Annotated in this window: 9 protein-coding genes; 5 read left to right on the forward strand and 4 right to left on the reverse strand. The window is 45.4% G+C overall.

All coding sequences use genetic code 11. The features are described 5' to 3' along the window. Positions 1–12 precede the first annotated feature (12 nt). The gene (locus QT996_RS23705) at positions 13–1,341 is read right to left on the reverse strand and encodes a glycosyltransferase family 1 protein (protein ID WP_333049487.1); all 1,329 of its coding nucleotides are present in this window, start codon (positions 1,339–1,341) and stop codon (positions 13–15) included. Positions 1,342–1,469: 128 nt separating this feature from the next. Continuing rightward, positions 1,470–4,421: a glycosyltransferase gene (locus QT996_RS23710; RefSeq protein ID WP_333049489.1), complete on the reverse strand. Its 2,952-nt coding sequence runs from the start codon at positions 4,419–4,421 to the stop codon at positions 1,470–1,472. Between the two features lie 394 nt (positions 4,422–4,815). On the opposite strand from QT996_RS23710, the gene ftsH3 reads away from it, so the two are divergent. From ftsH3 to QT996_RS23730, 4 genes are all read left to right on the forward strand, one after another. After that, positions 4,816–6,654 carry an ATP-dependent zinc metalloprotease FtsH3 gene (gene ftsH3, locus QT996_RS23715; RefSeq protein ID WP_333049491.1) on the forward strand — a complete coding sequence of 613 codons (1,839 nt, stop codon included), beginning with the start codon at positions 4,816–4,818 and terminating at the stop codon, positions 6,652–6,654. A 147-nt stretch (positions 6,655–6,801) separates the two neighbouring features. Beyond that, positions 6,802–7,164, forward strand: coding sequence for a nuclear transport factor 2 family protein (locus tag QT996_RS23720; protein ID WP_333049493.1), 363 nt, complete (start codon positions 6,802–6,804; stop codon positions 7,162–7,164). A gap of 239 nt (positions 7,165–7,403) precedes the next feature. After that, positions 7,404–8,042 carry a bifunctional 4-hydroxy-2-oxoglutarate aldolase/2-dehydro-3-deoxy-phosphogluconate aldolase gene (locus QT996_RS23725; protein WP_333049495.1) on the forward strand — a complete coding sequence of 213 codons (639 nt, stop codon included), beginning with the start codon at positions 7,404–7,406 and terminating at the stop codon, positions 8,040–8,042. Positions 8,043–8,143: 101 nt separating this feature from the next. Continuing rightward, entirely contained in the window at positions 8,144–8,665 is a 522-nt protein-coding gene (locus QT996_RS23730; protein ID WP_333049497.1) for a L,D-transpeptidase, read from the forward strand. 116 nt (positions 8,666–8,781) lie between these two features. On the opposite strand, the gene QT996_RS23735 is transcribed toward QT996_RS23730, so the two are convergent. Together QT996_RS23735 and QT996_RS23740 are read right to left on the reverse strand one after the other, a co-directional pair. Then, positions 8,782–9,609 (reverse strand): YwqG family protein, encoded by an 828-nt coding sequence (locus QT996_RS23735; RefSeq protein WP_333049499.1) that lies wholly within the window; start codon positions 9,607–9,609, stop codon positions 8,782–8,784. Positions 9,610–9,682: 73 nt separating this feature from the next. Beyond that, on the reverse strand, positions 9,683–11,272 hold the full coding sequence (locus QT996_RS23740) for an Hsp70 family protein (RefSeq protein ID WP_333049500.1): 1,590 nt from the start codon (positions 11,270–11,272) through the stop codon (positions 9,683–9,685). Between the two features lie 366 nt (positions 11,273–11,638). Here QT996_RS23740 and QT996_RS23745 point away from each other — a divergent pair, with 366 nt between their 5' ends. Further along, a complete protein-coding gene (locus QT996_RS23745; protein WP_333049501.1) occupies positions 11,639–11,941 on the forward strand; it encodes a hypothetical protein in 303 nt (100 codons plus the stop codon). Positions 11,942–11,988 lie beyond the last annotated feature (47 nt).

Genomic DNA, 11,988 nt, shown 5'->3' on the forward strand with positions numbered 1-11,988 from the left:
TTTCCTGTAAAATTACGATAAAGCAGTTCGATAAGCAGCGATAGTTTCTTGAGTGCACCTTTGCCAGCTAAAAAGTTTAGCTTGTGCCAAAGATTTTAAAGACATACTTTCTCGCAGCGATGATTTGTTGTAGATTTCCAGCATACTATGACAAAGCGCGTCGGTATCTTTTGGATCTACCATAATTCCCGCTTCCCCAACTACTTCGGGAAGCGAAGATGTATTTGAGGTAATCACCGGTACTCCGCACTGCATCGCTTCCAGAGGTGGCAAACCAAAACCTTCATAAAACGAGGGATAGACAAATGCTAAAGCACTGCTGTAAAGCGCTGCCAAATCCGATTCTGGGACGTATCCTGTAAAAATTATCCGATCTTTTAGAATTTTTTGCTGAGAAACTTCTGCCATAATTTTATCGTATTTCCATCCCGGAGTACCCACTAACACCAGATATAAATCTTTAATATTTTGTTCCTCAATTAGTTTAGCAAAACTGCGGATTGCACCGTCGAGATTTTTTCGAGGTTCCAATGTACCCAAACTCAAAATATAAGGAGCATCTGGAATGCCGTATTTGCGGCGAGTCGAAGCAAGTTTTTCCGCATCGCCGCAGGGGTAGAATACAGTCGGTTCCGCAGCGAGATGCGTGACGAAAACTCTCGAAGCGTCAATTTTTAGATAGTTGCAAAGATCATTCTTAGTTGAATGCGATATGCAAATCACCCAATCCTTTTGAGAGATGCTTGCTAAGGTTTTTTTGTAAAGTAAAGGGATTTGCTCGCTCAGCAGAAACTGCGGGTACAAAACAGGAATCAAGTCATAGATAGTCAAGAAAATCTGAGCTTTACTTGTTTGCTTTGCCGAAACAGGGATTTCATCGTAGGGTGAGTGAAAAATATCTGCTGACTCTAAATTATTAGCGTCTACCGGAACAAAGGAACCGCCCATGATTTGAACGGCATTTTGTAAATTGTTCTTCAAATGGTCAAAAACTGCTTTTTCCACGACAGCATTGCCCACATCATTTGCTTGGATTTGAAGACCCAGCATATTGTAAACATCGAGTAACTGCCTGTAAAAAACCCGACCAAAGCTCGAATGCAGCAGGGGAATACCCGCTAATTTTGGATTTGTTTCCAGATAATCGAAACTCGCATCCAACAAATGCAAATACTGACTGACACAAAATAACAAATCGCATTCTTTCGAGTTTGCCAAATTCTCAGCAATACTTTCAACAACTCTAAAAATGCCGGTTCTAGCGCGCTTGTGCAGGTGTCCCTGTCCGAGGACAGAGATATCGTAAATAACTTTAATTTGATTCTCCCATGCAATTGACATACTCGGTTAACTCGCTTCGTAAACTTACAGGACTTACGCACTCAAGGGCGGTGTTGAGAGGGTTTGAGATTCTTCGCAACACTTGCGAAGGACAGGCAGGAATTACGCAGTCAACCTGCTGGGATTTCTCAACCAGACAAAGCTGTTTTGTAAGCAGCCATTGTCTCCTGAGTGCACCTTTCCCAGCTAAACTTTTTGGCTTGTGCTAGCGACTTTAAAGACATTTCTTGCCGCAAAGCAGGTGTACGGTACAGTTTTATGATGCTGTGGCAAAGTCCGTCAGCATCTGTCGGATCGAGCATAATTCCCGCATCGCCGACTACTTCGGGAAACGATGAATTATTCGAGGTTATCACAGGAATACCGCACTGCATTGCTTCTAAAGGCGGCAAACCGAAACCTTCATACAGCGACGGGTAAATAAAAACCATCGCACCGCTGTAGATGGCGGCTAAATCTTCATCGGCTACATAGCCAGTAATAATGATACGGTCTTTTGAGAGACCGAAGTTAGCAATTTCTTGAAAGATTTTTTCGTACTCCCAACCTTTAGCGCCGACTAAAACTAAGTTGAGGTCTTTGATACCTTGTTGCTGCACGACTTTTGCGAAGCAGCGGATGACGTGTTCGAGGTTTTTTCGAGGTTCTAATGTGCTGACACCCAAGATATACGGTGCGTCGGGAATGCCGTATTTATGCTTGACCGATGCCATATTTTCCGCATCATTGCAGCGGTAAAATAAAGCGGTATTTGCCGCTAGATGAGTTACAAACACTCTTTCCGGGTTTAGTTTGACGTGATTTAGCAAATCGTTTTTGGTGGCTTGAGATATGCAGAGAATGTAATCCTCGGCGGTTAAGCTGTTTAAAGATTCAAGCATTCTCTGGTAGTCGTCATCATTTTTACCGATAAAGAACTGCGACAATACGATAGGAATCAAATCGTAAACAGTGGCAAATTTTTTGAGCTTTTTGCACTCGCGTGCTTGGTGCGGAATCTGATAAAATGTCGCGTGGAAAATATCGGCTTCGCTCAAGCTCTCCTGGTCGATTAAATGGCTGCGCTGCTTTGAAATGCCGATCGAATTTGAAAGGTATTTTTTTAAGCTGTCTGTTACCACTTTTGACTGGGGATCTTGGCTGTGTTCCGGGAAGATTTTTTCCCGGTTTTCTAACATCTTGTAAAGCTCGATTAATTTGCTTTCAAAATTTCTGAAAAAGCTGGAGTGAGCCAAAGGTATCCCCCGAAAATTGGGCTGAGTCTGCAAGTAATCCAGGCAAGAATTCACAGCGTACCAAGAACGAGTGGCAGAAAAAGATAAATCGAACTGTTTCGAGGCAATTAAACCCGATGCGATATTCTCTATGACTCGGGCAACACCCGTTCGAGAACGCGAATCGTAGTGTCCGTATCCCAGTACGGATATGTCATAAAAAATCTTGATAAACTCCTGCTGTTTTTCGCCATACGCATAGACTGGCGGGTAAGATTCTGCATATATTTCCTGCGGTTTGTGGATGATTAAAAGCAAGGAAGTTGCAATGTAACCGCCCAATTGTATTTTCAGGTGCGGTGCCCATTGATTGCTAAGATCTTTCATCGCCGTCAAATCGTATTTGCTGTCGCCCATCCAGTAATCTGGAGGTTCTACGCGATATCCCTCGGCTGTTAGTTCACTGATTAAACGCTGAATGTCTCTGTGTCTGAAGAATACTAAATTGTCTGTGTTTAAGGTTCCTTCATTTGATGAACAGTTGAACTCTGTTGTATGAATTGCGATACCGCCGGGCTTTAAGCATTTCAGAGATTCTTTGGCAAATCTGAGTCCGTGTTCGATCGATCCTATATGCTCAAAGGCACAGGAAGACCAAATAAAATCGAACTCACCTTGCTTTAATTCCTCGGGGATATTGTTCATGTCAACTTCGCGGAAGCTGACAAGTTTGTCAAAGGTTTCTGGCGGGCAGATTTGCTTTTCGTTAAGTGCTTGTTTGCCGCGGCAAAGTTGATCGGTTGTGGCCCAGTGTTCCTTGGCTTCTGGAATGTCGTAATTTTGGTCGGTGGCGACAATTTCGCACCCTAAAGAAGCGAATGCTGACGGTAGCGGTTCGTTACCAACAGCAAAACCCATGCCTTTTTTTCCGGCTTTGAGAAATCCTCTTTCATTCAAAGCTTGAGACATGACAACCCACTCCCAATATTTGCGGTGAATAGTTTTGGAAGCTTGGAGTTTGTCTATCCAATGCTCATAGTAATCTGTCTGAAAGTCTCTGTTGACGCACAGCTTGCTTGTTACTCTACTAAATACTGGCGGCTGTTTGTCGGCGGTTGCGGGTTGAGTCAATGCCGATCGAGTAGCAGGAATTTTGGTAATATCGAGGACGGCGATCGCATTGGCAAAAGGAAAAGGGGCATTGTATTGTGCGCTAACAAGTTCTTCGGGATTTGCTTGTTGCCAAACTGAAGGCTGCGGCTGGGATTTGTCAACTTTAACTAATTTTAAATAACTGGCACTGACCGCATTTTTAGGAATATTGTATCCCTCGAATAAGAGATTTAAGTAATCTTGACTAAACTGGATATACCACCCCCTTTCGAGGAATTTACCGAAGGGTACTGTAATCAGCGCTCTACCGTTATCTGACAGCAAATCGTAGATTTTGGCGATCGCCTTTAAAGGGCCTTGCCAATCATATTTTTCCTGCTCTTCACCGTAAGCTTCACTCGGGTCAGATCCTTGTCCTATGTGTTCTACTGTAGAGATGCAAATTATACCGCTATACTTCTCTTGGGGATCGGCATCCATTAAATCACTTTTGTCTACTCCCACAGCAGTTTCGTATTTGTCGATAATTCTTCTAGCTTGAATTTCGGCAATATCTGTCGGGATAAGTTCGGGGTAATATTGCAGCACGTTACCCACTTCCAGCAGTCTGCTTTTATCCTTCAATCCGGCAAGAAAGTTGCAGGCTATGGGTATTTCTACCGCTCTCTCCGAGGCGGGATAGTTGTTGTGCTTGAGCCGGTTGTAGGCCAGCCGTTGACCGTTGAAAATGAAAGTATCTTGCGAATCTGACATTTTGAGTTTTCCTTGGGCTATTCGCGATCGGTCAATTGCGATCGGTGCATCTTAATTTATACGTCAAATTGTCGGTCAAAACAGAAGTTGCGTTTCAATGCCGCGTGGTGCAAAGAGCGTGCAACTGCGAACAAGTTAATTTCTCAGTCGAGCGAGGGACAATCTATTGACAAATTCTGTTCTATAGTGTAGCCGGAAATGTAACCCTTAAGACAGCACCCGCATCTCCTGACGAAGCCCAGGGCCGTTCGGTTTCCACAACCTCACCTTAGACCGCCACAGCATGGCCGGGATTCCTCACCACACAAAAACAAGTTACAATTACGTTAAGATTGATGAACATAAATAAAAATTCCCAGATCACAGGGACTAAAAATTAGGAGGATCGACCTCGGTGAATAAACGCTGGAGAAACGCTGGCCTGTACGCACTGCTGGCTATTGTAGTCATTGCCTTAGCAACGGCTTTTTTTGACAAACAGCCCCCAAGCCGCGAAGTTTGGAAGTACAGTCAATTCATTCAGGAAGTCGAAGGCAAGAGAGTAGACAAAATAAATATCAGTTCCGATCGCAGCAAAGCCCTGGTCACAGCCCAGGACGGCAACAAGGTGATTGTCAACCTGCCTAACGACCCAGAACTGATCAACATCCTGAGCAAAAATAACGTAGATATTTCAGTTCTGCCCCAAAGCGACGAAGGCTTCTGGGTAAAAGCCCTCAGCAGTCTGTTCTTCCCGATTCTGCTTTTGGTCGGACTGTTTTTCCTGGTGCGGCGCGCCCAAAACGGGCCCGGCAACCAAGCCATGAACTTCGGCAAATCCAAAGCTAGAGTCCAAATGGAGCCGCAAACTCAGGTGACTTTTGGCGACGTGGCCGGCATCGAACAAGCCAAGCTAGAGCTCGCAGAAGTCGTGGACTTCCTGAAAAATGCAGACCGCTTCACCGCAGTCGGAGCAAAAATCCCCAAAGGCGTGCTGCTGGTCGGCCCTCCCGGAACTGGCAAAACCCTGCTGGCAAAAGCAGTGGCTGGAGAAGCAGGCGTTCCCTTCTTCTCGATTTCCGGTTCAGAATTTGTGGAAATGTTCGTGGGGGTCGGTGCTTCCCGCGTCCGCGACTTGTTTGAACAAGCTAAATCTAACGCTCCTTGTATCGTATTTATCGATGAAATTGACGCCGTAGGCCGCCAGCGGGGCGCTGGTTTGGGCGGTGGTAACGACGAACGGGAACAAACCCTGAACCAGTTGCTGACAGAAATGGACGGCTTTGAGGGCAATACTGGCATCATTCTGATTGCTGCCACCAACCGCCCCGATGTGCTCGATGCGGCGCTGCTGCGTCCGGGTCGCTTCGATCGCCAAGTTGTAGTCGATCGCCCCGACTTCGGAGGTCGCCTAGAAATTCTCAACGTTCACGCCCGCGGCAAAACTTTGTCGAAAGACGTGGACTTGGAAAAAATCGCCCGCCGGACACCCGGTTTCACCGGTGCGGATTTGTCCAACCTACTCAACGAAGCAGCCATTTTAGCCGCCCGCCGCAACTTGACCGAAGTCTCAATGGATGAAGTCAACGATGCGATCGACCGCGTGCTCGCCGGCCCAGAAAAGAAAGACCGCGTGATGAGCGAAAAGCGCAAAACTTTGGTAGCTTACCACGAAGCCGGTCACGCTTTAGTGGGCGCGCTCATGCCCGATTATGACCCCGTGCAGAAAATTAGCATTATCCCCCGCGGCCGCGCTGGCGGTTTGACTTGGTTCACACCAAGCGAAGATCGGATGGATTCTGGCTTGTATTCTCGGTCTTATTTGCAAAATCAAATGGCGGTAGCTTTGGGCGGCCGCATTGCTGAAGAGATTGTCTTCGGCGAGGAAGAAGTAACAACCGGTGCGTCAAACGACTTGCAGCAAGTGGCAAGAGTAGCGCGGCAAATGGTGACTCGCTTCGGAATGAGCGATCGGCTAGGCCCTGTAGCTTTGGGTCGCCAACAAGGCAATATGTTCATGGGTCGCGATATCATGGCTGAACGCGATTTCTCAGAAGAAACCGCAGCGACGATCGATGATGAAGTGCGTTTGTTGGTAGAGCAAGCTTACCGTCGCGCTAAAGATGTACTCGTCGGCAACCGCCATGTCCTTAATGCTTTGGCAGATATGCTAGTTGAAAAGGAAACTGTGGATGCGGATGAATTGCAAAATTTGTTAGCTAATAGCGATGTGAAAATGGCGACGATCGCCTAATCGATTTTACAATTTAGATTTGGGATTTTAGATTAAATCTAAAATTTGAAATCGATAATTGGGGTGATTCTGGGATTGTCTGGAATCGCCCCGATTTTTTTGTGGGCACACAGGAAGCAGCCAAAAAAAGCATTGGAGTAGCAAACCATGATCGTCACTGAAGATAGAGCACGTGAACTTGCACTTGATTGGGTAGAAGCTTGGAATACTCATAACCTCGAGCGAATCATGTCCCATTACGCAGAAGATGTAATTCTGATATCGCCTGTCGCAGCGCAACTGCTAAACGAACCATCTGGGACAGTGACAGGCAAAGAAGCGCTACGAAACTACTTCAAAAAAGGGCTGGAAGTTTATCCTGACCTCAAGTTTGAGTTGCTTGATGTGATGTGGGGAGTTTCCAGTGTTGTCCTTTACTACATCAACCAAAAAGGCACGAAGGCAGGTGAGTTTATGGAAGTCAGTTCAACCGGAGAAGTGACTAAAGTTGTTGCTCATTACAACGGGTAGAGCGAGGTTATGCAAATGGCGGTAATATGGATGGCACAACCGAGCGATGCTGAGGCTTTACTTACTCTCGCTAGCGAGTCAAACGCAGTCCACTCGCCTGTGGTGTAAAGAAAATAACGCAATTTTAACCCCCCCTCGGAAACCCACGGAGGTGGGTTTTGTTTGTATAGACGCGGTTTCAACCGCTGGGTCTTCCGATATGAACTGTATAGAATTATCTGGCGGCAAAATCAGTTAGCATGAATCATCAATCTTGGTTGACACAACTAAAAAAACACCGGGCGATCGCAGTCATCCGTTCATCAGAAAAGGAACTTGCTTGGCAGATGGCATCAGCGGTAGCAGCAGGCGGAATCCAGTTTATTGAAATTACTTGGAACACCCACAAAGCCGCTGAATTAATTGCGGAACTCCGGTCAGAATTTCCTACTTTTAGTATTGGCACCGGCACTTTATTAAACTTAGAACAGTTGCAGCAAGCACTAGACTGTGGCGCTCAATTTCTGTTTACTCCACACACCGATGTAGCGATGATTAAAACAGCAGTTGACGCCGGAGTGCCGATCGTCCCCGGTGCTTTTTCTCCTACGGAAATTGTAACCGCGTGGCAAGCAGGCGCTACCTGCGTTAAAGTGTTTCCGATATCGGCTTTGGGAGGCGCGGCTTACCTGAAAAGCCTGCAAGGCCCCTTGGGAAACATTCCTTTAATTCCCACTGGCGGGGTGACGCTGGAAAATGCGAAAGTATTTATAGACGCTGGGGCGATCGCCGTTGGTTTAGCCGGAGACTTATTTCCTAAACACTTAGTGGAAAATCGCGATTGGCGGGCGATCGTCCAAATTGCCCGGAATCTCGCCCAAAACTTAACAACTTGTTAAGTCCAGTTTACCAATCCAACATTTCAAATCTAAAATCTACAATAGGACAAGCCAATCTAAAATCTAAAATCTAAAATCTAAAATAGTACGAGGTGTGAGAAATGAACAGCATTATCAACTCAATTTACTTCCGCCGCGCTGGAACTTTCTGTGCCGGGTGCGCCCTAACATTTGGTGCATTCTGCGGCGGTTCAATGACCGCATTGGCCGGGGAACAGCACAACATAATTGCTAATAAAATTATGCAGTTGCAGCAATCCAGCCAGCGCTGGATTGAAATAGATTTGTCAAGACAAAGGTTAATAGCTTGGGAAGGAAATATACCTGTTTACGCGGTGGTTATTTCCAGCGGTAAATCATCGACTCCCACCCGCACGGGAACCTTTGCCGTTGAAACCAAATACCGCGTTGCGAGAATGACTGGGCCGGACTACGACGTGCCGGACGTTCCCTATACAATGTATTACGACGGTGGCAATGCAATTCACGGCGCTTACTGGCACAATTTGTTTGGCAATCCCGTTACTCACGGCTGCACAAATGTAGCTGTAAATCACGCTAAATGGCTATTTGAATGGGCCTCGGTGGGGACACCAGTGGTGGTGCACAAATCTGAGATTTAGGGCATGGCGCATGGGGAATTGGGCATGGGGCATGGGGCATTAGAACCCCGACTTCTTAAAGAAGTTGGGGTTCTGGGTATTCTCTTTTTTTAAGTTTGCTTACTTAACGGCTGCTTTCAACCACAATCCCAATTGTATAAAACCTTACTAAAATCTAATTGTTTGAGTGCTGATTCATCAATAAAAAAGTTACCTACACCAGTGTCTCCCCACATGATATCTACTGTCTCATTGCAATCGGTATTCATTTGGAAGAGAAGAATTTTTGATTTTTGTACCAGATCACAGTTACTACTATATTCTCTTACGTCATTTTGTACAAAATCAGGATAACCACCTATTTTATGATCAAAGGAAGGCGATATTTCTAGGTACTCATCCTCAATTTCAGGGTTCATAAATAACTCATCGATTTCCGAGCCTAAAAGTTCGGTAAATTGGTAGTCACTGGTACTAATCGGCGCATATTTTTTAGTAAATTGCAAGCTGCAACAGCCATCAACAGGAAAAGCTTCGGGTTTCGGCAAAAAATCATAATTGGTAATCATGTTTTCAACTTGGAAGTCGGGCTGAGGAAAATATATTATTTTGAATTTTTGTTCGACTGCGGGATTATCTACATTGGCGTAATTGCCGAAATCTAAACCATACAGGTCATCGTCGGCTATATAGAACTGTAAGATGCCCCGATCGGGAAAACCATCTAAAGGCGGTATTTCATCAAAGTTGAGTTGCGCTAGCAAAAATAAATATTTACCGTCACAAGTTTTGGGATATTCAAAGCCTTTAGGTAAATAAGGAAATCCCCCAAATTTACTCTCCCACCAATTAACGTCATTATTATTCTGGGTTTGAATTTCGATGTAAGGTTTAATGGTAGCTTCGATTCTGTCGCGATACTTTTCTAGTTCCGGAGAGAGTGGAACTTCTAGTTTGTAGTCCATCTGCTTTTAAAAATTTGTTTTGAACGCAATCAGTAGGGTGCGCTTCGGCGCACCTTACCTGTAAAACTTATTCCTAACTTAGCTGCACCACTGGTTTATCCTCTAACAAAGTTTGATTCGTCAGCAAATCTTCCACGGTAATTCGCAAAAAGCGCTGTTCGTCAACGCGGAACAAAACTTTTATGCGATCGCTCCCCGGATACCCAGGCGGCGTCAATTGAGCGATGCTGCGGGCTCCGTCTTTATCATTTAAAGGCTGTACCGATGTTTGGCCCGCGAGTTGGCGAGTAATTAGCCTGTCGCCGTCAAAATATATCTCCGTGCCGCCAGTTTCCGCTCCCAATTCACCAATAATTAATTCTATACTTGGCTGATTTTCTAAAGAAGCCCCCAAGACTAATTCTACCGGTTCGCTCATCGGATAAGACTGGCCGGATTTGATTAAACTGTGCCAACTGTGGCAATTTTCGCGGCGGTTCCAGTAGCGAATTCCGTAACTGTGATAGAGAAAATCTTTGATTTCTATGCCTTGACTCAGTTGCAGAGCACCTTGGGCGATCGCCTCAAAGGGTTTGTCGCAGCGAATTTGGGCCGGCTCGAAATATTGCTGCACCCAACGCCCGACGGCGGGAATTTGGACAGTACCCCCAACTAGCAAAACTGCATCGATGTCGCCAATTTCTAAGCCTTGGCGCCGCCCTTGCTGCAATACTTGATTCATGCACTCGTCGAGGTTGTCAAAAAACTGATGTTCGGCGAGGATAGATTCAAAGCGAGATCGGTCTAATTCTAATTCGTAACTCTCAAAATTTTCGTCATCAAAATAAACCTCAACCGCCTGATTCACTAAAGACAACTGAATCTTTAACCGTTCTGCTAATCTCGTTGTGATCGGAGATTTTGCCAGCCCTTTTGTTTTGAAAAAATAGTCAACCAGCCAATTATCAATATCAGAACCGCCCAAATTTCGTCCGGATTTAGCCAAAACCCGCGCAACTTTTGTTTTTTGTGATGAAGATTCCGCCAATAACTTTTCGCCCCACTTGAGAATAAAACCGAGGGGCTTTTTGTCGGAGGAAGGGTCCAAACGCACTACAGAAAGATCGAGAGTGCCGCCGCCGAAATCAATGACTAACAGAATTTCGCGATCGGCTAAACCGTAACCCAAAGCAGCCGCCGTAGGTTCGTCCAACATCCGCACCTGTTCTACTTGCAGAGATTGAGACACTTTGCCCAACCAATGGCGGTAAGCTTCAAAACTATCTACCGGCACAGTAAAAATCAAAGAATCGATCGGCAAGGGCAGTTCGCGAATTGAGTTCACAATTTGGCTCAAATACCACTCACCTACTTGTTCAAAAGTAATAAGTTGCCCGTCCAGTTCCGGCACAAAACCCTGAACAGAAGTGCCAATTCCCCGCTTAAAATTGCGAAAAAACCGAGAATCTCCACTCAAATCAAGGCCTCGGTCGCGGACTTGCTGACCGAGTAAGACTTTACTTTGAGCAGCGTCCTCAATGTAGAGTAAACTGGGAATTAGGGGCGGATTTTGAGCCGAGATTGCCGACAATCCCGGTAATTTCAAAGTTTCGGGCTGCTGGAGGACTTGATTCCAGCGAGCGACGACGGTGTTGCTAGTTCCAAAATCAATTGCGATCGTCATTCAGCCAAAATACACAGCTATTAGGGATTTAATCATATTATGGTATTTCGAGTCCCCAATGCCAACCGATTATCAAATTGTGCTTGAATAAAGACTTTGTACCCACAAAAACTTCTTTAACGGCGGAGTCTTCAATTTTGGGTAACTGCATATTTTTAGTCGCCACAAATTGGCGCCACTTTTATAAGCGGCACAAATCTCCTACCATCTTATATTTTAGATTAAATAATTGGGAATAACTGACTGGATACGGGTTTGGCTATTGCCTAAAGTTGCATTGTTTTTTGAAAGTGGTATCGCCTGTCGCCAGTGGCTAAGCTTTTACCTTTGATATCAATCCAATTTTACAACAATAAAGCGTGAAAAATGCTGAACAGGGGCGATCGCAAAACCGCACTATTGGCTTTAACACTACTTGTCCCTGCTGCTAGTATTGGTATAATAGCAGGCTTGTATATTGCCCCTGGAAGCTGGGGACAAACACTGTCAGTCTTTTGTCAAGTTTGGTTGCTGGTTTTTCCCATCGCGTGGTCTGTTTTTGTCGATCGCGAAAAGCTCAGTTTATCCATACCCAAGCGCCAAGAATTGCTGGCGGGATATATTTGGGGAATATGGATGTTTGCGGTAATTCTGGGTATTTATAGCCTTTCTCAGAAATATGAGGTATGATGTTACTGACACTCATTCATGAGGGTCAAACAGAGAACACACGATCG

The sequence above is a fragment of the Microcoleus sp. S13C4 genome (assembly GCF_036700865.1).
In the GTDB taxonomy this organism is placed as follows: Bacteria; Cyanobacteriota; Cyanobacteriia; order Cyanobacteriales; family Microcoleaceae; genus Microcoleus.